The organism is Streptomyces sp. NPDC031497 (assembly GCF_055580905.1).
In genome coordinates this window covers 24,665-50,516 of sequence record NZ_JBVIKO010000016.1, presented here as the reverse complement: position 1 = coordinate 50,516, position 25,852 = coordinate 24,665, and the positions used below count along the sequence as shown (strand labels likewise).

The 25,852-nt window shown below is 73.0% G+C and carries 21 protein-coding genes; 10 read left to right on the top strand and 11 right to left on the bottom strand.

From position 1 onward, the window contains the following. Nucleotides 1-75 precede the first annotated feature (75 nt). The 4 genes from ACZ5K7_RS29160 to yczE form a co-directional block, all read right to left on the bottom strand. Nucleotides 76-450 (bottom strand): RNA polymerase-binding protein RbpA, encoded by a 375-nt coding sequence (locus ACZ5K7_RS29160; RefSeq protein WP_010046329.1) that lies wholly within the window; start codon nt 448-450, stop codon nt 76-78. Between the two features lie 280 nt (nt 451-730). Next, a complete protein-coding gene (locus ACZ5K7_RS29155) occupies nt 731-2,077 on the bottom strand; it encodes an MFS transporter (RefSeq protein WP_351706972.1) in 1,347 nt (448 codons plus the stop codon). A gap of 40 nt (nt 2,078-2,117) precedes the next feature. Then, nucleotides 2,118-2,885: a glycerophosphodiester phosphodiesterase gene (locus tag ACZ5K7_RS29150; RefSeq protein WP_468917845.1), complete on the bottom strand. Its 768-nt coding sequence runs from the start codon at nt 2,883-2,885 to the stop codon at nt 2,118-2,120. Then, nucleotides 2,882-3,571 carry a membrane protein YczE gene (yczE, locus tag ACZ5K7_RS29145; protein WP_468917842.1) on the bottom strand — a complete coding sequence of 230 codons (690 nt, stop codon included), beginning with the start codon at nt 3,569-3,571 and terminating at the stop codon, nt 2,882-2,884. The genes ACZ5K7_RS29150 and yczE overlap by 4 nt, the downstream gene beginning before the upstream one ends. A gap of 64 nt (nt 3,572-3,635) precedes the next feature. On the opposite strand from yczE, the gene ACZ5K7_RS29140 reads away from it, so the two are divergent. Beyond that, complete coding sequence (locus tag ACZ5K7_RS29140; RefSeq protein WP_468917840.1) at nt 3,636-5,135, top strand: SCO1417 family PLP biosynthesis transcription factor; 1,500 nt, start codon at nt 3,636-3,638, stop codon at nt 5,133-5,135. Between the two features lie 157 nt (nt 5,136-5,292). Here ACZ5K7_RS29140 and ACZ5K7_RS29135 read toward each other — a convergent pair whose 3' ends face one another. Both ACZ5K7_RS29135 and ACZ5K7_RS29130 read right to left on the bottom strand, forming a co-directional pair. Next, nucleotides 5,293-6,849, bottom strand: a complete 1,557-nt coding sequence (locus tag ACZ5K7_RS29135) for an ATP-binding cassette domain-containing protein (protein ID WP_351706960.1) — start codon at nt 6,847-6,849, stop codon at nt 5,293-5,295. Between the two features lie 37 nt (nt 6,850-6,886). Then, nucleotides 6,887-7,081 (bottom strand): hypothetical protein, encoded by a 195-nt coding sequence (locus ACZ5K7_RS29130; RefSeq protein WP_351706957.1) that lies wholly within the window; start codon nt 7,079-7,081, stop codon nt 6,887-6,889. Between the two features lie 342 nt (nt 7,082-7,423). Between ACZ5K7_RS29130 and ACZ5K7_RS29125 the strand changes: the two genes are divergently transcribed. From ACZ5K7_RS29125 to ACZ5K7_RS29105, 5 genes are all read left to right on the top strand, one after another. Further along, entirely contained in the window at nt 7,424-7,816 is a 393-nt protein-coding gene (locus ACZ5K7_RS29125) for an ankyrin repeat domain-containing protein (protein WP_351706954.1), read from the top strand. A gap of 301 nt (nt 7,817-8,117) precedes the next feature. Then, complete coding sequence (locus tag ACZ5K7_RS29120) at nt 8,118-9,536, top strand: HEAT repeat domain-containing protein (protein WP_351706951.1); 1,419 nt, start codon at nt 8,118-8,120, stop codon at nt 9,534-9,536. Between the two features lie 228 nt (nt 9,537-9,764). Beyond that, nucleotides 9,765-10,895, top strand: a complete 1,131-nt coding sequence (locus ACZ5K7_RS29115; RefSeq protein WP_468917835.1) for a glycosyltransferase family 4 protein — start codon at nt 9,765-9,767, stop codon at nt 10,893-10,895. Continuing rightward, a complete protein-coding gene (locus tag ACZ5K7_RS29110) occupies nt 10,892-12,097 on the top strand; it encodes a glycosyltransferase (protein WP_468917832.1) in 1,206 nt (401 codons plus the stop codon). The genes ACZ5K7_RS29115 and ACZ5K7_RS29110 overlap by 4 nt, the downstream gene beginning before the upstream one ends. Then, nucleotides 12,094-12,945 carry an SGNH/GDSL hydrolase family protein gene (locus tag ACZ5K7_RS29105; RefSeq protein WP_468917829.1) on the top strand — a complete coding sequence of 284 codons (852 nt, stop codon included), beginning with the start codon at nt 12,094-12,096 and terminating at the stop codon, nt 12,943-12,945. The genes ACZ5K7_RS29110 and ACZ5K7_RS29105 overlap by 4 nt, the downstream gene beginning before the upstream one ends. Before the next feature lie 149 nt (nt 12,946-13,094). Here ACZ5K7_RS29105 and ACZ5K7_RS29100 read toward each other — a convergent pair whose 3' ends face one another. From ACZ5K7_RS29100 to ACZ5K7_RS29080, 5 genes are all read right to left on the bottom strand, one after another. Then, entirely contained in the window at nt 13,095-13,964 is an 870-nt protein-coding gene (locus tag ACZ5K7_RS29100) for a 5-oxoprolinase subunit C family protein (RefSeq protein WP_351706940.1), read from the bottom strand. Continuing rightward, nucleotides 13,961-14,578: a 5-oxoprolinase subunit B family protein gene (locus tag ACZ5K7_RS29095; protein ID WP_468918073.1), complete on the bottom strand. Its 618-nt coding sequence runs from the start codon at nt 14,576-14,578 to the stop codon at nt 13,961-13,963. Before ACZ5K7_RS29095 ends, ACZ5K7_RS29100 begins: the two co-directional genes overlap by 4 nt. Before the next feature lie 134 nt (nt 14,579-14,712). Next, entirely contained in the window at nt 14,713-15,471 is a 759-nt protein-coding gene (locus ACZ5K7_RS29090) for a LamB/YcsF family protein (protein WP_468917827.1), read from the bottom strand. An 18-nt stretch (nt 15,472-15,489) separates the two neighbouring features. Further along, nucleotides 15,490-16,311 (bottom strand): putative hydro-lyase, encoded by an 822-nt coding sequence (locus tag ACZ5K7_RS29085; RefSeq protein ID WP_468917824.1) that lies wholly within the window; start codon nt 16,309-16,311, stop codon nt 15,490-15,492. Further along, on the bottom strand, nt 16,308-17,627 hold the full coding sequence (locus ACZ5K7_RS29080; RefSeq protein WP_468917822.1) for an MFS transporter: 1,320 nt from the start codon (nt 17,625-17,627) through the stop codon (nt 16,308-16,310). The genes ACZ5K7_RS29085 and ACZ5K7_RS29080 overlap by 4 nt, the downstream gene beginning before the upstream one ends. Before the next feature lie 158 nt (nt 17,628-17,785). Between ACZ5K7_RS29080 and ACZ5K7_RS29075 the strand changes: the two genes are divergently transcribed. From ACZ5K7_RS29075 to ACZ5K7_RS29060, 4 genes are all read left to right on the top strand, one after another. Beyond that, nucleotides 17,786-18,481: a GntR family transcriptional regulator gene (locus tag ACZ5K7_RS29075; RefSeq protein ID WP_351706929.1), complete on the top strand. Its 696-nt coding sequence runs from the start codon at nt 17,786-17,788 to the stop codon at nt 18,479-18,481. A gap of 177 nt (nt 18,482-18,658) precedes the next feature. Then, nucleotides 18,659-20,188 carry a hypothetical protein gene (locus tag ACZ5K7_RS29070; RefSeq protein ID WP_351706926.1) on the top strand — a complete coding sequence of 510 codons (1,530 nt, stop codon included), beginning with the start codon at nt 18,659-18,661 and terminating at the stop codon, nt 20,186-20,188. A 133-nt stretch (nt 20,189-20,321) separates the two neighbouring features. Then, on the top strand, nt 20,322-21,188 hold the full coding sequence (locus ACZ5K7_RS29065) for a hypothetical protein (RefSeq protein WP_351706923.1): 867 nt from the start codon (nt 20,322-20,324) through the stop codon (nt 21,186-21,188). 46 nt (nt 21,189-21,234) lie between these two features. Next, nucleotides 21,235-25,830, top strand: a complete 4,596-nt coding sequence (locus tag ACZ5K7_RS29060) for a coiled-coil domain-containing protein (RefSeq protein WP_468917817.1) — start codon at nt 21,235-21,237, stop codon at nt 25,828-25,830. Nucleotides 25,831-25,852 lie beyond the last annotated feature (22 nt).

Sequence of the window (25,852 nt, the reverse complement as noted above, 5' to 3'; positions counted from 1 at the left end):
AGAACCGAGGGCGCCGTACGTTCACTGAACGTACGGCGCCCTCGGTTGGTTATGTCGGCTTCCCGTTATACGGAACTATGCGGACTTACGGCTGTCCCTGGGATGAATCGCGATGTTCATCGCGCCGGAACGCAGAACCGCCAGACGCTCCTCGAGGACCTCTTCGAGTTCCTCACGGGTGCGTCGCTCCATCAGCATGTCCCAGTGGGTACGCGCGGGCTTGGCCTTCTTCTCTTCAGGGCCGTCGCCGTCCACGAGGAGTGCCTGGGCCCCGCAGACCTTGCACTCCCACTCCGGCGGGATCTCCGCCTCGACCGAGAAGGGCATCTCGAACCGGTGCCCCTTCTCGCATGCGTACTCCACGGCCTGGCGCGGGGCCAGGTCGATACCGCGGTCCGTCTCGTAGCTGGTCACTACGAGGCGCGTACCGCGAAGAGCTCGCTCACTCATGAATCGTGCCTCCCGGGCTTGTCGCCCACAGGACAGGTGTCGCTGTCGTCGTCATCCGGTCAACGTCCGGTCGGCGGTAAAGATTCCCGTTCCGGGTTATGTGTCGCCGTCGTAGCCGCCCCTTGTTGTACCCACCAGCGCCCGGTTTGTCACATCTGCTAACAGATGTCACCCACCGTTTCTGTATCTTTGACGCGCAGTAACGGTACGCCTGGCAGGCCAAACGCGTACACTACCGCCCTTCCGCGTTGAACGCTAAATCTTCCCGCTGGATCTTCTGCTAGATCTTCTGCGGAACCGGGTTGCCGGCCTCACCGATCGCCCGCCGTACCGGGACCCGCGCCAGCAGCGCGAACCCGATGACGAAGAACGCCACCAGCGAGATGATCGCTGACCGGTAGCTTCCGGTCAGCTGGAAGGTGATCCCGAACAACAGAGGTCCCAGCCAGCTCATCCCCCGATCGCTCATCTCGTACGCCGCGAAGTACTCGGCTTCTTTGCCGGGCGGTACGAGATGCGAGAACAGGGAGCGCGACAGCGCCTGGCTGCCGCCCAGGACGAGACCGATGCCGGCCGCGAGGACGAAGAACCACACCGGCGCCCCGGCCGGCAGGAAGTACCCCGCCGCCAGCGTCACCGTCCACGCCACCAGCGACCCGAGGATCGTGCGCTTGGCCCCGTACGTCCGCGCCAGCCGTCCCATCGTCAGGGCGCCCGCCACCGCCAGCACCTGGACCAGCAGGACGGCCCCGATGAGCGTCGACTGGCCGAGGCCCAGCTCCTCGGAGCCGTAGACGGACGCCTGCGAGATCACGGTCTGGATGCCGTCGTTGTAGACGAGGTACGCCAGCAGGAAGGACAGCGTCAGCGGATGGCGCCGCATGTCCCGGACGGTCGCCGTGAGTTGACGCAGCCCCGGCGCCGTCGCCTCGGCGGCCCTGCCGCCCCGGTCGCGCAGCCGTCGTAGCGGTACGAGGGTGAAGGCCCCCCACCACAGACCAGCCGCGGCCAGGCAGATGCGGACCGCCTCCGTCTCGGAGAGGCCGAAGGAGTCGTGCGCGGAGTACAGGACCAGGTCGGCTATCAGCACCAGCGAACCGGCCGCGTAGCCGAACGCCCAGCCCCGGGAGGAGATCGTGTCGCGTTCCTCGGGCGGGGCGATCTGGGGGAGATAGGAGTTGTAGAGCATCAGGGCGACGGACTGGGCCGCGTTCGCCACGATCAGCAGCAGCCCGCCGAGCAGATAGCGGTCGCCGTCGAGGAAGAACATGCCCGTGGTCGCCACGGCCCCGGTGTACGCGGCCACGCCGAGCAGCTGCTTCTTGCGGCCCGTGCGGTCGGCCACGCTGCCCACCAGGGGCATCAGCACGACCGCCAGGATCACCGACAGGGAGACCGAGTAGGCGAAGAAGGAGCCCGAGCGGACCGGGATGCCGAGCGGGTGCACATAGCCGTCCGCGTCGGCCGCGTGGTCGGCGACCGACGTGAGGTACGGGCCGAGGAACACGGTGAGCACGCTCGTCGAGTAGACCGAGCACGCCCAGTCGTAGAAGTACCAGCCGCGCTGTTCACGCCGCAGCTCGGTGACCTCGTCCGAGGCCCCCGTCCGCACGGTTTCGGTGCCCACCCGTGCCCTCGCCTTTCCCGCAGCAGTGCCGTCGCGCGTCTCAGACCCAGACGCCGCGGTCCTGCATGACCTCACGCAACGTGTCGATGTGATCGGTCATGATGCCATCGACTCCCAGGTCCAGGAGCCGGTGCATCCGTTCGGATTCGTTGATGGTCCACACGTGGACGTGCAGCCCGCGCGCGTGGGCGGCGCGGACGAAGCGCCGGTCGACGACCGGGACACCCGACTGCGACTCGGGTACCTGCGCGGCGATCGCCGACCGGCGCACCGAGGCGGGCAGTCCCCAGGAGCGCAGCCGCAGTCCGACCACACCGCGGGTGCCGAACGAGGTGGCCAGCCGCGGCCCCGCGATGCGCTGCGCTCGCAGCACCCGCGCCTCCGAGAACGAGCCGACGCACACCCGGTCGTAGGAGTCCGTCCGGTCGATCAGGTCCAGCAGCGGCCGCAGCGCCGGTTCCGCCTTCGCGTCCACGTTCCAGCGGACGTCCGGGAACTCTTCGAGCAGCTCCTCGAAGAGGGGGAGCGGCTCGCGGCCCGCCACGCGCGCGTGCCGTACGTCCTCCCACGGCAGGTCGCCGATCCGGCCCGCCCCGTCGGTGACCCGGTCCAGGGTGTCGTCGTGGAAGGCGACGAGTCGGCCGTCCGCGGTGGCGTGCACATCGGTCTCGATGTAGCGGTAGCCGAGCTCGACCGCGCGCCGGAACTGCGCCACGGTGTTCTCCAGGCCGTCCGCGGCCCCGCCGCGGTGGGCGAAGGCGATGGGGCCGGGGTGGTCCAGGTACGGGTGGCGTATCAGCGTGCTCACGGGCGAAGTATGGCTCGCTCCGATGACCCCTTGGCAAAGACCGTGCTGCCTTGGGATGCCACCGGCACGGCGAACACCTTGAGGAACAACTGGGCGAGGGGCCCGATGGAGACGGCGTAGAGCACGGTCCCGACGCCGACGGTCCCGCCGAGCGCGAAACCCGTGACGACCACCGCGACCTCGATCGCCGTCCGGATCAGCCGGATCGACCGGCCGGTACGCCGGTGCAGCCCCGTCATCAGACCGTCCCGGGGACCCGGCCCGAAGCTCGCCGCGATGTACAGCCCGGTCGCCGCCCCGTTGAGTACGATCCCCGCCGCCATCAGCGGGATCCGCACGGCGAACGCGTGTGCGCCGGGGACGAGAGCGAGCGTGGCGTTCATGGCGAGGCCGATGACGAACACGTTGGAGACCGTGCCGAGGCCCGGGCGCTGGCGCAGCGGGATCCACAGGAGCAGCACGGCCGCGCCCACGATGATCGACACCGTGCCGATGCTCAGTCCGACATGTCCGGCGAGACCCTGGTGGAGCACGCCCCAGGGCTCCAGGCCGAGGCCCGCCTCGACGAGAAGCCCGGAACTCACGCCGTACAACGTGAGCCCCGCGTAGAGCTGGACCAGCCGTCGCCCGAGTCGGCCTCGCGTGGACAAGAAGTACCCCCTGCTGGTGGTGGTGGACTGCTTCATGTCACTCTGTGGCTTGGGAGGAAAAGCCATCCATGGCCAATTCGGGGAAGGTGGACTGATTCTCATGGCGCAGTGGACCTCGGCGGTGGGTGCCGCACAGCTCGGCCGGCTGCTCAACTCGCAGCAGGACCGTCCGGCCGGCCCCGGCACCCGGCGTCCGCCCGCCTATCGTGCGCTCGCCGACGGGATCCGGCTGCTGGTCCTCGAAGGGCGCGTCCCGGTCGCCGCCCGGCTGCCCGCCGAACGCGAACTCGCCCTCGCCCTGTCCGTCAGCCGTACGACCGTGGCGGCGGCGTACGAGGCACTGCGCGCGGAGGGATTCCTGGAGTCCCGGCGGGGGGCCGGCAGCTGGACCGCCGTCCCGGCGGGCAACCCGCTGCCCGCCCGCGGCCTCGAACCGCTGCCGCCGGAGGCCCTCGGCTCGCTGATCGACCTGGGCTGCGCCGCCCTGCCCGCGCCCGAACCGTGGCTGACCCGCGCGGTCCAGGGCGCCCTGGAGGAACTCCCGCCCTACGCCCACACGCACGGCGACTACCCGGCCGGGCTCCCGGTCCTCCGCGCGATGATCGCGGAGCGCTACACCGCGCGCGGGATCCCCACCATGCCCGAGCAGATCATGGTCACCACCGGTGCGATGGGTGCGATCGACGCGATCTGTCATCTCTTCGGCGGGCGGGGCGAGCGCATCGCCGTCGAGTCGCCCTCCTACGCCAACATCCTCCAGCTGATGCGGGAGGCGGGTGCCCGGCTGGTCCCCGTCGCGATGGCGGAGGGCCTCACGGGCTGGGACATGGACCGCTGGCGCCAGGTCCTGCGGGAGGCGGCGCCGCGGATCGCGTACGTCGTCGCCGACTTCCACAACCCCACCGGGGCGCTCGCCGACGAGGACCAGCGCCGCCGGCTGGTCGACGCGGCCCGCTCGGCGGGCACGGTGCTGGTCGCCGACGAGACGATGAGCGAGCTGTGGCTGGACGAGGGGGTGGAGATGCCCCGGCCGGTCTGCGGCTTCGACCCGGCGGGCTCGACCGTCGTCACGGTCGGCTCCGCCAGCAAGGCGTTCTGGGCGGGCATGCGCATCGGCTGGGTGCGGGCGGCCCCCGACGTCATCCGCAGCCTGGTCGCCGCGCGGGCCTACGCCGACCTGGGGACGCCGGTGCTGGAGCAGCTGGCGGTGAACTGGCTGTTCGGCACGGGGGGCTGGGAGCAGGCGGTCGAGCTGCGCCGCGCTCAGGCCCGCCAGAACCGGGACGACCTGCTGACCGCGGTACGGCGGGAGCTGCCGAGCTGGGAGTTCGAGGTGCCGCGGGGCGGGCTGACGTTGTGGGTCCGGGCGGGCGGGCTGTCCGGCTCGCGGCTGGCGGAGGCGGGGGAGCGGGTGGGGGTGCGCGTCCCTTCGGGGCCGCGCTTCGGGGTCGACGGTGCCTTCGAGGGGTACGTGCGGCTGCCGTTCACGGTGGGGGGACCGGTGGCCGACGAGGCGGCGGCTCGACTGGCCGCGGCGGCGCGGCTGGTGGAGGCGGGCGCGTCCGGCGGGGGCGAGGCGCCGAGGACGTTCGTGGCGTAGGGGCAGGCGTAGGCGGTTGTTCGGCTGCGGGTGGGTGGGGGCTGGTCGCGCCGCCCACGCGGTGGTAGCCGTAAATTCAATGCGGTGGTAGCCGCAAATTCAATACAGCCCCGCGCCCCTTACGGGGCACCCTGCAAGCGCCGGCCCACCCCTCACCTCAGCCCTCGGCGACCGCCGCCTCCATGGGCACCGGCTGCTCCGTCGGCTCGGTCCGCGGCGGCAGCAGCTCCAGTACCGCCTGCCGGTCCGCGTCGCTCGTCGCGTCGTCGTACGGGTCCGGCGTGGCCGGCACCTGGAGCCGCAACACCGGGCCGTGGCCCAGCCGGGCATAGCCCCGGCCCGGCGGCATGTGGGCCAGCGGCGTCGTGTGCGGCGGTGCCCCCAGGGCCGCCTCCAGCTCGTCCGGCAGCGCCGGCCCGAGCACGACACGCGCGCGCGTGTGCTGTCGTAGCGCCTCGCTCACCGCGTCCGTGCTGTCGAGGTGCTCGGCGACCACCACGGTGACGTTCGCCGCGCGGCCGTGCCGCAGAGGGGTCTGGAGGAGGGTCCCCGGGTCCTGGTGGCCGTTCGCCGAGGCCAGGTGGACGAAGGAGCCGGGACGGTCCAGCAGGATCCACAGCGGGCGCCGGCAGTCGTCCGGCGGCGGATGGCCGGCCTGCCGCGCGTGGTTGAGGGCGATGAGCCGCCGTTCCGTCTCGTGCGCGGCCCATTCGAGGCTGGCCAGCGCCCCCGCGAGACCGCACTCCACGGCGAGTACCCCGTCCCGGCCGGAGAGGCACGCGTACTCGCCGGTGCCGCCGCCCTCGAGGATGAGCACGTCGCCGTACTGGAGGGCCTGCAGCGCGACGGAGCGCAGCAGGGTCGAGGTGCCGCTGCCGGGGCGGCCCATGACCAGCAGATGGGGTTCGGTGGAGCGGGCGCCGGTGCGCCAGACGACCGGCGGGACGTCCCGCTGCTCCTCGCCGTACGCGAGCGGGAGCGTGCGCTGGACCTCGGTGGGGTCGGTGAAGCCCAGGACCGTCTCGCCCGGCGCGGTGACGAAGCGCTGGGCGGCGATGTCGGTGGGCAGCGGGGCGAGAACCGTCACCGTGAGCCGGTTGCCCTCCTCGTCCCAGGCGAAGTGGTACTCGCGGCCGCGCCCGGACTTCGCGGTGAGCAGGTACTCGATCCGGGCGCGGGCCTCGGGCTCGCCGTCCGGGAAGTACGCGGGGTAGCGGATCATGAGCTGGCTGACGCGGCCGGCGTCGTCGAACTCGTGGGTGAGGAAGGCCTTCTCCCACTCCCCGCCGTGCGCGTACAGCGGCGCCGGGTCCTCGGCGGCCGAGAAGTACGGCACCAGGGCCTCGTACAGGGACTGGAGCCGCTGGGTCTGCGACTCGTCGGGGCCCTCCGGCGGGGGCGGGTTGGGGTCGCGGCCGTGCCAGGCGCTCGCCGCCATCAGGGTGATGACGGCGAGCAGGGGTCCGTACGGCACCAGGGCCACGACCAGGACGACCGAGGCCACCAGGAACAGCAGCGGCCCACGCTTGTCCTTCGGTGTCTCCGCCCACCTGTGCCGCCCGGCCGAGGCCAGCCGACTCAGCCCGCGGGTCACGGTGATGAGCGGGTGGAGGACGTCGGTGGCGTTGTCGGCAGCCGTCCGGGCCAGCTCCCGGCTTCGGGCGAGCTGCGCGGTGCCGTTGCTCAGAATGCGGGGGAGAGGGCGCCGGGCCACTGCGGTCTCCTGATGGTGCGTAGGGACGGGAGGGGCGTCAGAACTTGATGCCGCCGAGCAGGCTCGCGAGGCTCTCGCCGCCGGCCTTGATGCTCGGTGCGATGGCCGTGCTGGCGAGGTAGAAGCCGAAGAGTGCCGAGCACGTGGCGTGCGACGGCTTCAGTCCGTCCTTGCGGAAGAAGAGGAAGACGATGATGCCGAGCACGATGACGCCTGAGATGGAGAGGATCATTTGAGATCTCCTGGTGTCGAAGGGGGACAGTCACCATGAGTTCTTCCAGCATCACAGCAGGTATCTATACGATTAAAGGTGCAAATGAGTGAATTTCGGCGGATTTCACTCGGTCGGCGGATCGTTCCCGACCGTTGCCGACCAGCTCGGGCGGTGTCCGGTGGGGTCTCGGTGACCGCTCGGAGGAGCTGTGGAGATCTTTACCTCGGACAGTTCCGGTCATGTGCCCCCTGAAGCCAGTACGCTGGCGATTCACTCGTACGGCCGCGTGGCCCGCCCGTTGCCGTACGCTCCCTCCGTCCACGGAAGTCCCCGCAGTACACAGGAGAGGCGGTCCGTTCGATGAGCGAAGCCCCCGACCCCGAGGTCGTGGAGCTGGCGACCAAGATCTTCGATCTGGCCCGGCAGGGGCGGACCGAGGCACTCGTGGCGTACCTCGACGCGGGCGTTCCGGCCAACCTCACCAACGACCGCGGTGACTCCCTCGTGATGCTCGCCGCCTACCACGGGCACGCCGACGCGGTACGCGAGCTGCTCGGCCGGGGTGCCGAGGCGGACCGGGTCAACGACAGAGGCCAGAGCCCACTCGCCGGAGCGGTCTTCAAGGGCGAGACAGAGGTCGTCAAGGCGCTCGTGGAGGCCGGCGCGGACCCCGCGGCGGGCACTCCGTCGGCCGTCGACACCGCGCGGATGTTCGGCAAGACAGAACTTCTCGAATTGTTCGGCATCCACTGAACCATCCCTTCCTACCAGCGAAAACACACAAAACGGGGGAGGCGGTACAGGGCCGCCGAAATTTCGGTCGCGGCAGGTCGAAGTGCCGAGTCATCATGACGTCGTGATTCACGGACGCGATGGCCGGGCAGGTGTTGCCGCACCGCGCGGGCCGTGATGCGGCCCGCATGGGCCACTGACGAGAGGCAGAGAGAAATGGTCTACAGCAAGCAAGAAACGGCGGGCGCTCCGACGTTGTGTCACGCGGCCAGGTAGTGCGTGTTCTCCGGTTGCGTCGACGCTTGATGTGAGGCTGTTTCCCATGTTCGATCCGGTCATAGCGCCCAGCGGTACGCTGCTCGGCCTGCTCCAGCGGGGCCGTGGCGACGGCACGCTGCACGCGCTCACCGCCCCGCGCGCCGAAGCGCTCGCGGCGCTGAACCACTGCGTGCTCCGCGACCCCCGCCACGACTGGCAGGTGGAGAACCGCTCCCTCTACTACGCCCGCCTCTACCTCGACCTGAACGGCGAGCTGGACGCCATCGAGGCGCATCTCTTCGACCCCGACGACGTCCTCGACTCCGAGGAGTCACGCACCGGCCTCGCGCTGGCCGTGCTCGGTCACCTCGCCTCCTACGGCAGGCGGGACGCGCTCGCACTGCTGCGCAGGTACGCCGCCACCGGCACCAACTGGGCCTGGGCCCTGGACGAGCTGGCGCTGCGCGACGACGACGCGGGCCTGTGCGCCCTCGCCGCCCCGGTGCTGGCGCGCTTCACCACGGACGCCGAGGGCGAGGCCGAGCTGGCCGCCGCCGTACGGGACGCCTTCGAGCCACGCCCCTGGCGGCTGTGGGCCGAGGATCCCCGCGAATCGATCGCCACGCGCGTGCGTGCCGCACAGGAAACCGGCTGTTTCGACCGCTGGCAGCGCCAGATGCGACCTACCGGGCCCCGTCCGGGGTGGAGCGTGCGCGCGGTCTTCGAGTGGGCCCAGCAGGGCGTCGAGCGGGGCACGGCCCTCCATGTGCCCGCCGCCCGCTGTCTGGTCGCCGTGGCCGGGCCCGAGGACCGGCCGGAGATCCTCCAGGCGGCCAAGGACGGTACCGACGGGGCCCGCTGCACCGCGTTGCGCTACCTCGCCGACAGCAACGACTCCGACGCGCTGAGCCTGATCGAGGCCGCGGTGATCGACGGCACCGCCGTCGTCGTGGAGGCCGCAGTCGACGCCTTCGAACGCATGCGCAGTATCGCCGCCGTCGACCGCGCCCGCGGCTGGGCCCGCCGGCCCGACGCCCTCGGCGGCGCCGCCGGACGGATGCTCGCCTGCCGGGGAGGCGCCCAGGACAGCGAACTGGTCCTCGCCGCCCTGCGGGAAGCCGTACGCGGCGAAGGCCCCGACGCACCGACCCTGTGGACCCTCGTCGACGGCACCGGACGCCTCGGCATCGCCTGCGCCGCGCCCGTCCTGCGGCACGTCTACCGTGAGACCGCCTCGTCCCATCTCCGCGGCCGCGCTGCCCGCGCCCTGGCCGCCACCGATCCCTCCTTCGCCACCGGCTTCGCCGTCGAATGCCTGTGGGACTGCGAGGAGACCACCCGCGAGATCGCCGCCCGGCACGCCGAGACCGGTGACGCCCGGGTCGTCGAGCAACTCCGCCGGCTCGCCGCCGACCCCGCCGAGGAGGACGAGGTCCAGACGGCCGTCCGCAGCCGTATCGGACCGGACACCCCCGCCGTGTGAGACATCGCCACGGGGGACCACGGCGTCAACTCGGGAACCACGGGGGATCCCGCATACGTTCCATTCGCGGAAGACTGCCCGCTGAGTGAACAACCGGTGACCGGCAGGCCAGCCGGGCGTGGACGCCGGCTGGCCCGCTCGGGTGTGCAGGGCAACGCTCATGGGACGTTTAACCATCGGAAAGATCCACTTTGACGCGGCCACGTCCAGCGCGGCGACAACACCGGTATGCGTGTCGTCATCGTGACCGAATCCTTTCCCCCCGATGTGAACGGCGTGGCCCACTGCGCGCTCCAGACCGCCCGACACCTCGTCGATCGCGGTCACACTCCCCTCGTCGTCGCTCCCGCTCCCGCCCCCGGAAACAGGCTCGCCGCGGCCGCCGCGCCGTGCCCTGTCGTCCACGTCCCCTCCCTTCCGCTCCCGGGCTATCCCCAGGTCCGCGTGGCTCTCCCCAGCCGCAAGCTCGCCGCCGCACTGATCGAGCACCGCACGGACGTCGTCCACCTGGCCAGCCCCTTCATCCTCGGCGTCCGCGGCATGGCCGCCGCCGCCCGGCTCGGTATCCCCGCCGTCGCCGTGTACCAGACCGACCTGGCCGGATATGCCCGGACCTACGTGGGCGCCGGCGAGGCGGCCGCCTGGCGGCGGATACGGTCCGTCCATGGCGCCGCCGACCGCACCCTCGCTCCGTCCACCGCGTCGATCAGCGACCTGGAGTCGCACGGGGTCCCCCGGATCCAGCTGTGGCAGCGCGGCGTGGACACCGTCCGCTTCCGCCCCGAGTTCCGCGACGAGGCGCTGCGCCGCGAGATCGCCCCGAACGGCGAGGTCATCGTCGGCTACGTCGGCCGTCTCGCCCCCGAGAAGCAGGTCGAACTCCTCGCCGGGGTCTGCGGCCTGGAAGGCGTCAAGGTCGTGATCGTGGGCGACGGGCCGAGCCAGGCCCACCTCACCGAGGCGCTGCCCGGCGCGGTCTTCCTCGGCCGTCGCACCGGCACCGACCTCGCCCGGATCTTCGCCTCGTTCGACGTCTTCGCGCACACCGGACCCTTCGAGACGTTCTGCCAGACCGTCCAGGAGGCCATGGCCAGCGGTGTCCCGGTCGTCGCGCCCGCCGCCGGCGGCCCGATCGACCTGGTCGACCACGGCCGCACCGGGTTCCTGGTCCCGCCGCGCGACGCGGGCGCCGTCCGCGAGGCCGTGGCCTCCCTGGTGGCCGACCCCGTGATGCGGGCCGGCTTCGGCGCCGCCGCCCGCGCGACCGTCGAGGGCCGCACCTGGGCCGCGGTCGGCGACCAGCTGATCCAGCACTACGAGGACGTGCTCGCGGCACGCCGGCCGGTGGTGGCGGCATGAGCGTCTCGTCGTCAGCGCCCCTGCGCATCGTCCGGCTCGCCAACTTCGTCGCGCCCTCCTCCGGCGGCCTGCGCACCGCCCTGCGCGAACTCGGGAAGGGCTTCGTGGCCGCCGGTCACGAATCGGTCCTGATCGTGCCCGGCGAGCGCTACTCGGACCGGGTCGAGGAGCAGGGCCGGGTCATCACCCTGCCCGGCCCGGTGCTGCCCGGCACCGGCGGCTACCGCGTCCTCGTCGACAAGACACGCGTGCAGACCCTCCTGGAGCACCTCGCCCCCGACCGCCTGGAGGTGTCCGACCGCACCACCCTGCGCTGGACCGGCCGCTGGGCCCGGCGCGCCCGGATACCCGCCGTCATGGTCTCCCACGAGACCGCCGACGGTGTCCTGCGTACCTGGGGCCTGTCCGAGAACATGTCCCGGCGCACCGCCGACGCCCTCAACATCCGTACGGCGCACACCTACGCGCGCGTGGTGTGCACCACCGAGTTCGCCGAGCGCGAGTTCATCCGCATCGGCGCGCGCAACGTCGTACGCGCCCCCCTGGGCGTCGACCTGACGGGCCGCCACCCCTCGCTGCGCGACCTCGACCTGCGGGCCCGGTACGCGCGCGAGGACGAGACACTGCTCGTCATGTGCTCGCGGCTGTCCGTGGAGAAGCGGCCCGGCACCGCCCTCGACGCCGTGGAGGCGCTGGTCCGGCGCGGCCGGCGGGTGATCCTGGTCGTCGCCGGCGACGGGCCGTTGCGGGCGCGTCTGGAACAGCGCGCGCGGGAGCGCAGGCTGCCGGTGACCTTCCTGGGGCACGTCTCCGACCGGGACACCCTGGGCGCGCTGCAGGCGTCCGCCGACGTGGCCATGGCACCCGGCCCCGCCGAGACCTTCGGACTCGCCGCCCTGGAGGCCATGGCCTGCGGGACGCCCGTGGTCGCCAGCGCCTCCTCCGCGCTGCCCGAGGTGATCGGCTCCGCGGGGGCCACCGCGGCCGACCGTGGCGAGGCCTTCGCCGACGCCGTGGAGATGCTCCTGGAGCGGCCCGGTCCCGAGCGCAGGGAAGCGGCACGCGCGCGTGCGGAGTGCTTCGGCTGGGGAACGGCCGTGGAGGCCTTCCTCGCCGCGCACGACGCGCCGGTGCTGTGCCGTCGCGACGAGAACGGAACGACGGAACCGATCCGTCGTGTCGTGCCGGAGGGCGTGGCATGAGAGCGGTCCGGTTCGTGGCGCTGGGGGACTCGCTGACCGAGGGCGTGGGCGACCCCGCCGGCGACGGGTGGCGCGGCTGGGCCGCGCTGCTGTCCGGCGGACTCTCCGCGAAGGACGTGGACTTCACCAACCTCGCGGTCAGCGGGGCGCAGACCCGGGACGTGCTGGAACGCCAGACCCCGGTCGCACTGGATCTGCGCCCCGACATCGTCGCCGTCGTCATCGGCGTCAACGACACCCTGCGCTGCACGTTCGACATCCACGCGGTGGCCGAACGGCTCGACAAGGTCTACGCGTCCTTGACCGCGCAGGGCGCGACCCTGCTCACGGCGTGCCTGCCCGACCCCGGCTCGATGTGGGGGCTCCCGGGCGCGCTGTCCCGCCCGCTGGCCCGCCGGGGGCGTGCGGTCAACATGGTGGTGCACGCCCTGTCCGAGCGGTACGGGGCCGTCCATCTGCACGCGGCGGAGGGCGCCTGGCTCACCGACCGCGAGATGTGGAGCGCGGACCGGCTGCACCCGGGCGAGCGTGGGCACCGGCAGCTCGCCGTCCGCTTCCACGCCCTGCTCGCCCCGCTGGGTATGGCGACGGGTACGGCGCCGTCCCCCGAGCCCGAGTTCCCGCCGCCGACCAAGAAGGCGAGCCTGTTCTGGCTGGCCACCGCCGGCACCGCGTGGGTGATCCGGCGCTGCCGCGACCTGTTGCCGCAGCTGATGCGGCTGGCCCTCGACGAGATGCGGCACCGCCGGAAGGGCACCAGCGCCCGCCTGGACCTGAGTGCGTCCGCCGCCGTGTCCGCCGCGCTGGCCGCCCTCCGGCCGCCGGAGCGGCCCGCCGATGCCGCGTGAGGACGATGACGTCACGCGCGAAACGAGGGCGTCGGACGCGGCGCGCGGGCGACGGTGCAGGTCGCGGGGCGCGGGCGACGGCACCGGAGGTGGCGCGTGGATGGCGCCGGAGGTGGCACGGCGGTGCCGGATGAGGCCGGCACGGCGGTTCAGCGACGGCGTACGGCCACGAAGCGGACCGGGATGCCCGGGACCGCCTGGGCCGCCGCCGGGAGGTCGGCGGCGCGGACCACCGCGATCACCGGATAGCCGCCGGTGGTCGGATGGTCGGCCAGGAACACCACCGGACACCCGTCCGGCGGCACCTGGACGGCGCCGAGGACCATGCCCTCGCTGGGGAGTTCACCGGGACGGGCCCGCTCCAGGGCGGGCCCTTCCGTGCGCAGCCCGATGCGGTTGCTCGCCGACGACACGCGGTACGCGCGCGAGGTGAACGCCCGGACGGCCGCGGGCGTGAACCAGCCGGCGCGCGGACCGAGCGTCACCCGCAGCACGAGCTCCGTGGGCGGGGACGGCTGCGGCACGACGTCCACGCGCGCGTGCGGGCCCACCGGAGTGCCCAGCGGCAGCACCGTGCCGTCCGTCAGCGGGGCCGGCCCGAGCCCGGAGAGCAGATCCGTGGCCCGGCTGCCCAGCACCGGCTCGACGGCGATCCCGCCGGAGACGGCCACATAACTCCGTACGCCGGACCGGGCCGCTCCCACTTCGAGCAGCTCCCCGGCCGGAACCACCACGGGCGCGCCCCACGCGGCCGGGCGCCCGCCCACCGCGACCGGCCCCGGCGCACCCCCGACCGCGACCACCACCGTCGAACGCGGCCGCACGGCACACCCGTTGAGGGTCGTCTCCAGGACGGCCGCGTCGGGGGAGTTGCCGACCAGCCGGTTGACGAGCGCCGCGGCGGGCGCGTCCAGCGCCCCCGAGCGGGGTACCCCGAGATGCGCGAACCCCGGACGTCCGCGGTCCTGCACGGTGGTCAGCGCCCCGGCCCGTACGACGACGAGCGCACGGTCGGTCATGCGCCCCCCACCGGCACGAACCGCACGCGCGCACCCGGCGTCAGCAGCGCGGCCGGCACCCGCGCGTGGTCCCACAGCACCGCCTCCGTCGTCCCGATCAACTGCCAGCCGCCCGGCGATGAGCGCGGGTACACGCCCGTGTACGGCCCGGCCAGTGCCACCGCGCCCGCGGGCACCGCTGTGCGCGGAGTGGCGCGGCGCGGCACGTCGTAGCGGGCGGGGAGTCCGGTGAGGTAGCCGAAGCCGGGCGCGAAACCGCAGAAGGCGACCGTGAACTCGATGTCCGCGTGGATGCGGGCCACCTCCCGCTCGGGCACCCGCCAGTGGGCGGCGACCTCGGCCAGGTCCGGGCCGTCGTAACGCACGGGCAGCTCGATCGCCGCACGCACGCGTGGAGGCGTGGGCGGGATCTCCGCCGCGGCCAGTTCGGCGGCCCAGCGGGTCGGGTCGTCGAGGCCGTCGAGCAGGACCGTGCGGGCGGCCGGCACGATCTCGCGGACCCTCAGCGAGCCCTCCGCGCGCCGCCGCGACAACTCGGCGTGCAGGGCCTGCGCCTCCGCACCGGAGCCGACCTCGACCAGGAGGGCGTCGTCACCGACGAGGTGGGTTGTCATGGGCGTGGCGGCCTCGGTCTTCGGACTCGTGTTCATGCTGCGGCCTGTGTCCGTGCTGGTACTCATGCTCGTGTTCATGCGCGTGCTCATGTCTGTGCTCAAGTCTGGGCTCATGTCTGTGCTCAGGTCTGGGCTCATACGAAGGCCGCTACGGTCACGCCCGCCTCCGTGAGCCGCGTGCGCACCCTGCGTGCCAGCTCCACGGCGCCCGGGGTGTCGCCATGCAGGCAGAGTGAGCGGGCGCGCACGGCGATGCGCGCGCCGGAGTGTGCGGTGACCGCGCCGGAGCGCGCCAGCTCCACCGCGTGCGCCACGACCGCCTCCGGGTCGCTCACCACCGCACCTTCGCGCCCGCGCGGGACGAGCGTGCCTTCGTCGGTGTACGCGCGGTCCGCGAACGCCTCCGGGACGGCCGACAGCCCCGCCTTCCGGGCCAGCTCCAGCAGCCGTGAACCGGGCAGCCCGAGGACGGGCAGCGAGGCGCCCGCGAGGAGCACGCCGTCGACCACCGCGGCGGCCTGCTCCTCGTCGTGCACGACCCGGTTGTAGAGCGCGCCGTGCGGCTTCACGTACGCCACGCGCGCGCCGGCCGCGCGAGCGAAGACCTCGAGGGCACCGATCTGGTAGGCCACCTCGGCCGCCAGTTCGGCGGACGGCACGTCCATCGCGCGCCGCCCGAACCCCGCCAGATCCCGGTAGGACACCTGGGCGCCGATCGTCACCCCGCGCCCGGCCGCCAGCTCGCACACCCGCCGCATGGTGACGGCGTCCCCCGCGTGGAAGCCGCAGGCCACGTTGGCGCTGGTGACGACGGACAGCAACTGCTCGTCGTCGGTGAGCCGCCAGCGGCCGAAGCCCTCGCCGAGGTCGGCGTTCAGGTCGATCGAGGTCATGGATCGGTGTCTCTCGTGTCAGGCGACGCGGTACTGCTCGTCGCGGGCGTCGGTGATGAACATCTGGCCCGGTGCGTGCGTGATCGCGAACGGCGGCCGGGAGGCCGTCACCACCGCCTGCGGGGTCACCCCGCAGGCCCAGAACACCGGGATGTCGTCGGGGCCGGCGTCCACCGGGTCGCCGAAGTCGGGTCGGCCGAGATCGTCGATGCCGAGCGCCGAGGGATCGCCGCAGTGCACGGGGCCGCCGTGCACCGCAGGGAGCCGACTGCTCTCCTGGATCGCGGCCGACAGACGCTCCGGCGGGACCGGGCGCATCGAGACCACCAGCGGCCCGCTCAGCCGCCCCGCCGGACGGCACGGGCGGCTGGTCACGTACATCGGCACGTTCCGGCCCTGCTCGACATGGCGGATCGGTACACCCGCCTCGGCCAGCGCCCACTCGAACGTGAAGCTGCACCCGAGCAGGAACGACACCAGATCGTCCCGCCAGTGGGCTCTCACGTCCGTCGGCTCGTCCGCCAACTCGCCGTCCCGCCAGACCCGGTAGCGCGGCAGGTCGGTGCGCAGGTCCGCGCCGTCCGCGAGCACGGTGGCCGTGGCGCCGGCGTCGGTGACGTCGAGCACCGGGCAGGGCTTGGGGTTGCGCTGGCAGAACAGCAGCATCTCGTAGGCCCAGTCGGCGGGCACCGAGACCAGGTTGGCCTGGGTGTGGCCGGCCGCGACCCCGGCCGTGGCACCCGTGAGGCCCTCCCGGAAGCGGGCCCGGGCGGTTTTCGGGCTCCACGCGTGCGCGTGCTCGTCGGCCAGGGCGACAGGACGGTCTTCGGTACGGTTCACGCCAGTTCCTTCCCACGCGTCTCCGGCAGACCGAACAGGGCCAGGGCGGCGAGCCCGTACCCGGCCGCGCCGAAGACCAGCGCGCCGCCCACACCCCAGCTGTCGGCCAGGAAGCCCACCAGGGTCGGGAAGACCGCGCCCACCGCGCGGCCCGCGTTGTACGTGAAGCCCTGCCCGGTTCCTCGCACCGCCGTCGGGTACAGCTCGCTCAGGTAGGAACCGAAGCCGCTGAAGATCGCCGACATACAGAAACCGAGCGGGAAACCGAGCACCAGGAGCGTGGTGTTGGCGCTGTCCGGGATGTTCGCGTACGCCAGCACACAGACCGCCGACAGCAGCGCGAACAGCCAGATGTTGCGGCGCCGGCCCAGCCGGTCGGTCAGGTAACCACCGGTCAGGTACCCCAGGAAGGCCCCCGAGATCAGGAAGGTCAGATAGCCGCCGGTGCCGACGACCGACAGCCCGCGCTCGGACTTCAGATACGTGGGGATCCAGGTGGCCAGCGTGTAGTAGCCGCCCTGGACGCCCGTGGACAGCAGGCCCGCGAAGACCGTGGTGCGCAGCAGACCCGGCGCTTCGGCCGTGCCCGGACGGAAGATCGCGGCGAACGAGCCGCGCCGCGGGCTCTGTTCACGTACCGCGACCGCCTGCGGAGCGTCGTGCACCCGGCGGCGCAGCCACACCACGAGCAGCGCGGGCAGGGCGCCGGTCCAGAACATGACCCGCCAGGCCAGGTCGTCGCCGGCGAACGAGAAGACCATCGTGTAGACGATCACGGCGAGTGCCCAGCCGACGGCCCAGGAGCTCTGGATCGCGCCGAGCGTGCGGCCGCGGTGCCGGGCGCTCGCGTACTCGGCGACCAGGATCGCGCCGACCGCCCACTCGCCGCCGAAGCCGAGGCCCTGGAGGGCGCGGAACACCAGCAGCGTCTCGTAGTTGGGCGCGAAGCCGCAGGCCACGGTGAAGACGGCGTAGGTGATGACCGTGATCATCAGGGCGCGGACCCGGCCGACCCGGTCCGCGACCACGCCCGCGGCGGCGCCGCCGACCGCGGAGACCACCAGGGTGACGGTGGTGAACAGGCCGGTCTGGCCGCTGTCCAGGCCGAAGTACGCCGCGAGCGCGACCATGCTCAGCGGCAGGGTGAAGTAGTCGTACGAATCCAGTGCATATCCGCCGAAAGCACCGGCGAACGCGTGCCGGCCGCGCGGACCGAGGGCGCGCAGCCAGCCGAACGCGCCGTCCTCGGCGGCGCGTTCACCCTTGCCCGGGTGCGCGTCGGAGGTCAGGGCCTGCGGTGGAGGAGTCGTGCTCATGGGCACCTCGCAGAAGCATGAAGAGGGGACGGAGGGTGCGGGGACTGGGCGGTGCGGTGCCGTGCCAAGGTGAGCGTGCTGAGCACCGTAGAGGATCGTTCAACGATCCTTCAATACCCACGTTGTTTCGTTCCTGTGTCTGCGGTTGAATTCCGGGCATGGCAGAGCAGCTGACGGGACTGGCCGACGACCGTTCCCTCCTCGGGCGCACCAGCACCGCCGAACGGGTCTCCGACATCCTCAGGAGCCGGATCGCCGACGGATATTTCCCGCCAGGCACCCGCCTGTCGGAGGACGGCATCGGCGGTGCGCTGGGCGTCTCCCGCAACACCCTGCGTGAGGCGTTCCGGCTGCTCACCCACGAACGCCTGCTGGTCCACGAACTCAACCGGGGCGTCTTCGTCCGGGTCCTGACCGTCGAGGACGTCGAGGACATCTACCGCACCCGGGCCCTGGTCGAGTGCGCCGTCGTACGCGGCCTCGGCGAGCCCCCGTACGCCCTGGACGGACTCTCGGCGGCGGTCACGGAAGGCCGGCAGGCGGCGGCCGGAGATGACTGGAAAGCAGTGGGTACGGCCAATATCCACTTCCACCGGGAGCTGGTCGCCCTGGCCGGCAGCGAACGCACCGACGAACTGATGCGCAGCGTCTTCGCCGAACTCCGCCTCGCGTTCCACGTCGTCGACGACCCGCACGCCCTGCACGAGCCGTACCTGGCCCGGAACCAGGAGCTCCTGCAGTCGCTGCGGGGCGGCGACAGGCGCGGGGCGGAACGGCTGCTTGAGACCTACCTCACGGACTCCCTGGAACGAGTGGTGGAGGTATACCGACGCCGAGTGGACAGCGCCCCGTAAGGCTCATCGCCCCGTAAGGGGCGCGGGGCTGTATTGGACGTACGGCTACCGCCGCGTGGGCGCGACCAGCCCCCACCGGCCCGCACTTTGCGAACCGTCCTGCAGTCCCCGGCGCTACCGGCGGAGCCACCCGCGTCGTTTGGGTCGTTGTCAGACCAAGGACCTAGTCTGTGCACCGTGACTTCGCCTGCGACGACGGACAGCGTTCCGCCCCAGTTCAGCGCGGGGCCGCGCCCCGCACCGGGGCCGGCCGCCGACGAGGGGCTGGCGCGGCGGCTGCGCGCGCTCGCCTGCACCGCGCCGCTGCACGACCTGGACACGCGCAAGGCGAACCTCGCGGGCGAGTACTCGGTGTACGGCATGGCGGAGGTGGCGCTCTCCGCCATCGACCTGGTCACCCTGAACATGGACTTCGACACCGGCGCCGACCACGAGCAGATCGTCGCCCGGCTGATCCCGCGCATCTCCGCCCAGACCCCGCACCGCCCCGTCGCCGAGCACGAGCGGGTGGCCCGCTGGGTCCTGGAGAACCTGATCAACGTCGGCAGCGTCGACCGCGGCTTCCGTGCGGTGTACGGAACCTTCGCGCCCGACGGGTCGTATGTCCGCCGGGACTACGACTTCAAGCTGATCGAGGAGGTGCCGGGCCCCGGCGGCACGGTGTATCTCCGGACGACCGACGAGGCGGTCAACGTCCTGGTCGGCGCCCTCGACACGGACGTCACCAGCGCCCAGATCGCGGCCGAGGTCAAGCTGGAGGTGCTGATCAACCGCGGCCGCCTCGCCGACGCCCAGCTCGCCGCCGAGCAGGCCCGCTACCGGACCGTGCAGTACTCGGAGACCCTGCGCCGCGCCCTGGACGCCACCCGGCGCAACGTCCGCGCGGTGGACTGGCTCAACGCCGTCCCCGACATGATCGCCGAGGCCCTGGAGCACGTCGCCGACCGCTACCGGCACGAGAACGCGATCCTCACCAACATCCGCAAGGCCCGCGACGAGACCGAGGACCCGGAGAACAAGCGGCGCGCCGCCGAACTCGTCGACATCGTCAAGGACTGCATCCGGCGCCACACGCAGTTGCAGTCGCGTCTGCTGGAGGCCGGGCCGCTGTTCCGCGCGGAGCAGGACCGGCAGGCGTTCGCGACGCCGATGACGACGTCCGGAACCGACCTGTACGGGCACCTGCTCGCGCCGCTGCTGCCGTTGCCGCTGGAGCAGGCGAGCCGGGTCACCGGGGCGTTCTTCGCGCGCGGGACCGGACTGCGGACGCCGGTGTCGGTGCGGGTGGGCGACCTCGTCGACATACTGCTGACGCCGCCCGTGGAGCGGGAGCACCTGGGTGCGGAGATGCCGGAGCCGGACCTCATCGCCACGCCGGACGACAGCCGGTTCAGCGAGGAGCAGCTGGCCGACGCCATGCGCTTGCTGGACCTGCCGGCCGACGCGCCTCGCCGGTTGTCCGGGCTGCTGGCGGAGGCGCGGCGCGTAGGGGGCGAGGACCTGGCCTACCTCGTCGCTCTGCTGGCGGTGCACGCCGCCAGCCCGGCCGTGGGCACGGCCTACCGGCAGGGTGAGGAGAAGCTGCTGTTCGCGGTGGACGACGGCACGGAGCTGGACGACCCCGGCTTCGGCGGCGCCGATCTGATCGTCGGGACCGCGCTGCTGGACGCGGTGGGGATGGCCGCGGATCGGACCGAGGCCGCGTGATGTCGTGTGCCGGGTGCAGGCTGTCCGTGGCTGGTCGCGCCCACGCGGCGGTAGCCGCACATTCACCACAGCCCCGCGCCTCTTTCGGGGCGCTTGCCCGCCCCTTTGTTGCGAAGATCGAGGAGTTGTCGTCGTGAGCGAGTACGTCGAGGCCGAGGTGTCTGCTGGTGGGTCGGCGCACGCTGCCGTCACCCCGGCCGATGCCGCCGATGCCGCGCGGCTCGTCGCCTTCGGGCTGCAGCCCAAACTGCAGCCCGCGCGGGATCAGGAGTACACCGAGCTGCTGCGGCGCTACCGGGAGGACCCGCCGTTCGCGCGGCTCGCGGATGCCGTGGCCGCCGGGCTCGGGCTGGTGGTGCTGGAGGTGTCGCCCCGCGCCGGGATGGCCGTGACCGCCGCCGAGGACTCGGTGTTCGCCGTGCGCATGGGCGACTACGCGCGTCGTACCTCCGCGGACGGCAGCGACCGGTTCCTGCACGGGCTCGCGCATCTCGCCGTCGCCGCGCTGGCGTTCCCGCGCCCCGAGGACCTGGCCGACGACGGCTACATCGGGCGGATCACGGTCAACGGCGTCGACGCCTTCGTCCGGCAGGCCTGCCGCCGCCTGGAGGAGCGGGCCGACGAGCTGGGGGAGAACACCGACCCGGCCACCGACGCGCCAGGCCTGGAGGCCGCCTGGCGGATCTGGGCCAGACGCAGCGCGACCGGCGCCACCAAGGACGCCCGCCGGCTGGCCGGATCCACCACGGGCATCATCGGTAAGGCGGTCGTCTTCCTCACCGACTCGGGGTTCCTCCAGCGCACCGGCGACGACCAGGGCGGCACCTACCGCACGACGGCCCGCTACCAGCTCCAGGTACGGGACATGGCCGGCAGCGCCGCCATGGCCGAACTGCTGGAACTCGGCGTCGTCCCGGTCACCGACGGCACGGCCAGCCTGCTGCCCGCCGACGACAGCGACGACCTGGTCGCCGACGCCGGGCTGCCGTTCCACTCCTGACCGTCCAGAACCCCCGCACCTTTCCCCAGACTTACGAGAGTCCGCCATGTACGAGCTGTCCCGGGTCCGCCTCTACTCCATCGGGCCCGCCGGTGCGCGCTACGCCGACACCGTGCTGGACCTGCGGGGCGTCGGCCGGCCCGTGCCCGACCCGGCCCCCACCCAGGCGGAGTTCTTCGAGGAGGAGCCGGTCGGTCCGCCGCGCCGCCCCGCGCCCGCCGGCGTGCTCTTCCTGGAGAACGGCGGCGGCAAGTCGGTGCTGCTCAAGCTGATCTTCTCGGTGATGCTGCCGGGCCACCGCAACACCCTCGGCGGCGCCAGCTCGGGCGTGCTGCGCAAGTTCCTGCTCGCCGACGACTGCGGGCATGTCGCCCTGGAGTGGCAGCACACGCTCACCGGTGAGTGCGTGGTCGTGGGCAAGGTGAGCGAATGGCGGGGACGGCAGGTCTCCAACGACCCGCGGAAGTTCGCCGAGGCCTGGTACTCGTTCCGCCCCGGGCCCGGACTCGCCCTGGACAATCTGCCGGTCGCCGAGTCGACCGCCGTACGGCCGCCCGTGGAGGGCGCCTCCGGGGCGCAGGGACGGCGGCGCACCATGAAGGGCTTCCGGGACGCCCTCACCGAGGCGGGCAAGGCGTACCCGCATCTGGAGGTGCACTGGGAGGAGATCCACGACCGCTGGATCGAGCACCTCGGCGACCTCGGCCTGGACCCCGAACTCTTCCGCTACCAGCGGGAGATGAACGCCGATGAGGGCGAGGCCGCCGGCCTCTTCGCGGTCAAGAAGGACTCCGACTTCACCGACCTGCTGCTGCGGGCCGTGACCGACACCCGGGACACCGACGGGCTCGCCGACCTGGTCGGCGGCTTCGGCAACAAGCTGGGGCGGCGCGCCGAGCTGATCGCCGAACGGGACTTCACCGCAGGGTCGGTGGATCTGCTGGGGCGGATCGTCGAGGCGGCCGAGGCGCGGGCACGCGCGCGTGACATCCACGCCGGCGCCGAGCGCCGTACCCGCACGCTCGCGCGCCGGTTGTCCGCGCGGGGCGCGCAGGAGCGGGTGCGCGCCGCCGACCTCGCCCAGCGCGTCACGGCCGCCGCGCACGCCGTCACGCACTCCGAGGGCGCCCGCGAGCGCAGTTCCCTGATCGCCGCCGAACTCGCCTACCGGCACGCCTCGCTGGCACTGGCCGCCGGTGAGAAGTCCGCCGCCGGGCAGAAGCGCGAGCTGGCCGACGCCCGCACCCTGCACTCGGCCTGGCAGGCCGCCGAAGCCGTGCTGCGCCACCGCGCCGCCGCCGACCGCGTCGCACGCGTGGCCGCCGCCATCAAGGATGCCGAGCGGGACGCGGCCCCCGCGCTCGCCGCCCGCGCCAAGGCCGCCGTCGAACTCGTACGGGCCCTGCACGCGGCCGCCGGGAGCGCGGAGCACCTCGCCAACGAGGAGGAGGAGCGCTCCGCCGCCCTCCAGGAGGTCAGCGACTCCGCACACCGGGACTCGACCTCCGCCGCCACCGAGGCGCAGCGCGCCCGCAGCGAGGCCGGGCATCTGCGCCAGCGCCTCGGCGAGGTCGAGCAGGAGACCGCCGAGGCCGTCCGCGCCGGCTGGCTCGACGACAGCGCCCCGGACGCCGACCCGGCCCGCGCCGCCCTCGCGGCCAGCGACGCCGAGAAGACCGCCGTGGCCGCCTGGGACACCGCGCGCGAGGCCTCCCGCAAGGCATCCGAGCAGGCGCGCGAGGCGGCCTCCGCCGAATCCCGCGCCGAACTCACCGCCGCCCGCGCGGCAGACGCGGCGACCGCCGCCGAGCGGACCTACGACGCCGAGAAGCGTCTGGCACAGGCCCTGGCGGCGGAGGAACGGCTCACCGAGCTGCTGGGTCTCACCGGTTCGCGTACGACCATCCCCCGCCCCCGGGGCGAGAGCGCGGAGGACTCCCTCAGCGCCGAGGAACTCGACCGGTTCGCCGACGAGTTGCGCGAACTGCTCGACGACGCCGTCGGCTCCGCCGAACGGCACCTGTTCGAACTGCGCACCGCGGCCGCCGACGACTCCCGGATCCTCGGCGCCCTCGGCGACGGCGGGCTGCTGCCGCCCGGCCCCGACGTGCTGGCCACCGTCGAGTACCTCGGCGAGCACGGCATCCCGGCGCTGCCCGGCTGGCGCTATCTCGCCCAGGCCGTCGACCCGACGGACCACGCGCGGGTGCTCGCCGCCCGCCCCGAACTAGTCGACGGCGTCATCATCACCGATCCGGACACCCACGCGCGGGCCCGTGAGGCGCTCGGCGAGGCCGCCCTGCTACCGCGCTCCGCTGTCGCCGTCGGCACGGCCGCGGCCCTGCTCGCGCCGACCCCGGCCGCCGACGCCACCCCGGGCGACGTGTTCCTCGTACCGCCGAACCCGGCCATGCACGACGAGCACGCCGCCGACGAGGAGCGGCAGGCGCTGCGCGCCCGGGCCACCGAGCGGGACGAGGAGATCCGTACTCTCGCCACCCGGCTCGGCAAGGACCGCGAGCTCGCCGCGCGGCTCGCCTCCTGGCGCACCGGCTGCCCGGCCGGACGGCTCGGGGAGCTGGCGCAGACCGCGCGGGAGGCACGGGCGTTCGCCGAGGAGTGCGAGGCCGAACTGGCCGAGGCACGCACGGTGCGGGCCGAGACCGAGGAGGCGGCCGCCGAGACCGCCCAGGCGCGCGACGAACGGCAGGAGGCCGCACAGAAGGCCCGGCGCGCCGCCGACGCCCTCGCCGGCCTCGCGTTCCGGCTGCGCGAGCGGGCCGGCTGGCAGGTCAAGCTGCGCGAACTCGCCGACGAGGCCACCGAGTCGGAGGCCCGCGCCCAGTCCTGCCTGGAGCGCGCCCGCGTCGCCGACGAGGACCGGCGCGGTGCCCAGCGCGCCGCCGACGACGCCCGCCGCACCGCCCGCGCGCTGCGCGCCGAGCGCGCCGAGATCGCCGGCGCCCCCGACGACCTGCCGGAAGCCGACGAGGACGCCCCCAAGTCCTCGCTGCCCGCCCTGCGCGAGGCCTACCGGGCCGCCTCACAGGTGTACGAGAAGGTCGGCGTCGGCGCCGATCTCCGCGCCGAGCAGGCCCGTTCGGAGAGCGACGAGAGCGCCGCGCTCGCGGAGCTGGAACGGCTGACCAACAAGGTCCGCACCCGCGCGGAGCAACTGCTGCAGTCGCCCGACGGCTCCGACGGGCCCTCCCGGCAGGCCGCCGCCGCCCGCGCGGAGGAGCTGGTGCAGCTCCTGGAGACCCGGATGTCCACCGCGAGCGAGCAACTCGGCCGGCTGCGCGGCGAGGCCGAGCGGCACGCCCCCGAGGACGGCGACGCACACACCGAGCTGCCCGAGGAGCTCCAGCCGCGCGACGCCGACCACGCGCAGGCCCTGCTGCGCACCGCGACCGCCGAACTCGCCGCCCGCACCGAGGCCCTGACCCAGGCCCGCGAGGCGCACGCCGAACTGCTGGACGCCCACCGCGCGGCCGAGGACGCGGCCGGCGGGTTCGACGAGATCGCCGCGATGCTCCGCGACCTGCTGCGCGAACACGCCACCGAGGAGGAGCAGGAGGAGCCCGAGCCCTACCCCGGCACCCTGGAGGAGGCCCGGCACTCCGCCGCCGAGGCCCGCCGGTCGCTGCGCGGCTGCGCCGGTGATCTCTCCGCCGCCGAGTCCGCCGTACGCGAGGCGAGCGACGTGCTCGTGCGGCACGCCAACTCCACACGGTACGAAGCCGTCCGGACGCCCGCACGGCAGCAGATCCGTGAACTGCCCGCCTCCGCGCTGCCCGAGCACGCCCAGAAGTGGGCGGACGCCTTCGCGCCCCGACTGCGGGTGCTGACGGACGAGTTGGCCCAGCTGGAACGCAACCGCGATTCGATCGTGGACCGGCTGCGCGGGCTCGTCGAGTCGGCCCTCGCGACCCTGCGGTCCGCCCAGCGGCTGTCCCGGCTGCCCGAGGGCCTCGGCGAGTGGTCCGGGCAGGAGTTCCTCCGCATCCGCTTCGAGGAGCCCGACCAGGCCACGCTCACCGAACGGCTCGGCGAGGTCGTCGACGAGGCGACCCGGGCCGCCGTGAAGAAGAACTCCGACCTGCGACGGGACGGAATGTCCCTGCTGCTGAGGGGAGTGGGGGCGGCCCTGCAGCCGAAGGGGGTCGCCGTGGAGATCCTCAAGCCGGACGCCGTGCTGCGCGCGGAGCGGGTGCCGGTGGGACAGATGGGGGACGTGTTCTCCGGTGGGCAGCTGCTCACCGCGGCCATCGCCCTGTACTGCACCATGGCCGCGCTCAGGTCCAACGACCGCGGGCGCGACAAGCACCGGCACGCGGGGACGCTGTTCCTCGACAACCCCATCGGACGGGCCAACGCGACCTATCTGCTGGAGCTCCAGCGGGCCGTGTCGGACGCGTTGGGCGTGCAGCTGCTGTACACGACCGGGCTGTTCGACACCACCGCGCTGGCCGAGTTCCCGCTGGTCATCCGATTGCGCAACGACGCCGACCTCAGGGCCGGGCTGAAGTACATCAGCGTGGAGGAGCACCTGCGGCCCGGTCTGCCGCAGCAGCCGCAGGCGGAGGAGGCCGGGCACAGCGAGATCACGGCGACCCGCATGTACAAGAGGCCGTCGGCCTGAAGCCCTGTGGAGGCTGCAGGCC

Bases quoted from the DNA above. Each gene is read 5' to 3' on its own strand.
- ACZ5K7_RS29160 (WP_010046329.1), bottom strand. From the start codon at position 450: ATGAGTGAGCGAGCTCTTCGCGGTACGCGCCTCGTAGTGACCAGCTAC.
- yczE (WP_468917842.1), bottom strand. From the start codon at position 3,571: ATGAAGCAGTCCACCACCACCAGCAGGGGGTACTTCTTGTCCACGCGA.
- ACZ5K7_RS29140 (WP_468917840.1), top strand. From the start codon at position 3,636: ATGGCGCAGTGGACCTCGGCGGTGGGTGCCGCACAGCTCGGCCGGCTG.
- ACZ5K7_RS29130 (WP_351706957.1), bottom strand. From the start codon at position 7,081: ATGATCCTCTCCATCTCAGGCGTCATCGTGCTCGGCATCATCGTCTTC.
- ACZ5K7_RS29125 (WP_351706954.1), top strand. From the start codon at position 7,424: ATGAGCGAAGCCCCCGACCCCGAGGTCGTGGAGCTGGCGACCAAGATC.
- ACZ5K7_RS29120 (WP_351706951.1), top strand. From the start codon at position 8,118: ATGTTCGATCCGGTCATAGCGCCCAGCGGTACGCTGCTCGGCCTGCTC.
- ACZ5K7_RS29115 (WP_468917835.1), top strand. From the start codon at position 9,765: ATGCGTGTCGTCATCGTGACCGAATCCTTTCCCCCCGATGTGAACGGC.
- ACZ5K7_RS29110 (WP_468917832.1), top strand. From the start codon at position 10,892: ATGAGCGTCTCGTCGTCAGCGCCCCTGCGCATCGTCCGGCTCGCCAAC.
- ACZ5K7_RS29105 (WP_468917829.1), top strand. From the start codon at position 12,094: ATGAGAGCGGTCCGGTTCGTGGCGCTGGGGGACTCGCTGACCGAGGGC.
- ACZ5K7_RS29100 (WP_351706940.1), bottom strand. From the start codon at position 13,964: ATGACCGACCGTGCGCTCGTCGTCGTACGGGCCGGGGCGCTGACCACC.
- ACZ5K7_RS29095 (WP_468918073.1), bottom strand. From the start codon at position 14,578: ATGACAACCCACCTCGTCGGTGACGACGCCCTCCTGGTCGAGGTCGGC.
- ACZ5K7_RS29090 (WP_468917827.1), bottom strand. From the start codon at position 15,471: ATGACCTCGATCGACCTGAACGCCGACCTCGGCGAGGGCTTCGGCCGC.
- ACZ5K7_RS29080 (WP_468917822.1), bottom strand. From the start codon at position 17,627: ATGAGCACGACTCCTCCACCGCAGGCCCTGACCTCCGACGCGCACCCG.
- ACZ5K7_RS29075 (WP_351706929.1), top strand. From the start codon at position 17,786: ATGGCAGAGCAGCTGACGGGACTGGCCGACGACCGTTCCCTCCTCGGG.
- ACZ5K7_RS29060 (WP_468917817.1), top strand. From the start codon at position 21,235: ATGTACGAGCTGTCCCGGGTCCGCCTCTACTCCATCGGGCCCGCCGGT.